Below are 897 nucleotides of genomic sequence, written 5' to 3' on the forward strand. Positions count from 1 at the left end.
CAGATGGCCTCCAGCGTGGCCCGGGCCAGGTGGGCGTTGGTGTTGTACCGCGACAGCCCGACGATCGCGCCGCGGGCGTCGGAGCGCCAGTAGGGGGCGAACAGACCGGAGAACGCCGGCACGAAGTACACCCCGCCGTTGTCCTCGACCTGCCGGGCCAGCGCCTCGCTCTGCGCCGCCCCGGAGATGACGCCGAGCTGGTCGCGCAGCCACTGCACCGCCGAGCCGGTCACCGCGATCGACCCCTCCAGCGCGTACACCGGCCGCTCGTCGCCGAAGCGGTAGCAGACGGTGGTCAGCAGGCCGTTCTTGGAGCGGACGAGTTCGTGGCCGGTGTTGAGCAGCAGGAAGTTGCCGGTGCCGTAGGTGTTCTTGGCCTCCCCCGGGGAGAAGCAGACCTGGCCGACCGTGGCGGCCTGCTGGTCACCGAGGTCACCGGAGATCCCGACCTCCCCGCCGAACGGGCCGTCGGGCCGGGTCGTGCCGTACAGGCCGGGGTGCGAGGAGGGGAGGATCTTCGGCAGCATGGCGCGGGGGATGCCGAAGAACGACAGCAGCTCGTCGTCCCACTCCAGCGTTTCGAGGTCCATGAGCATGGTGCGGCTGGCGTTGGTGGGGTCGGTGACGTGGACGCCGCCGTCGGTGCCGCCGGTGAGGTTCCACAGCAGCCAGGTGTCGGTGTTGCCGAAGATCGCCTCGCCGTCCTCGGCGGCCTGACGGACGCCGTCGACGTTCTCCAGGATCCACTGGATCTTGCCGCCGGAGAAGTAGGTGGCGGGGGGCAGGCCGGCCTTGCGGCGGATGACGTCGCCGCGGCCGTCGCGGTCCAGGGCCGAGGCGATGCGGTCGGTGCGGGTGTCCTGCCAGACGATCGCGTTGTGGTACGGCCGGCCGGTG

General features: G+C 71.2%; 1 protein-coding gene. It reads right to left on the reverse strand.

Going from position 1 to position 897, the window contains the following annotated elements; genetic code table 11:
* Positions 1 to 897 (reverse strand): FGGY family carbohydrate kinase (locus IEZ10_RS15300; protein ID WP_268246327.1); only part of this gene is annotated, 897 nt, incomplete at both ends.

The sequence above is a fragment of the Streptosporangium pseudovulgare genome (assembly GCF_014648055.1).
GTDB lineage: Bacteria > Actinomycetota > Actinomycetes > Streptosporangiales > Streptosporangiaceae > Streptosporangium > Streptosporangium pseudovulgare.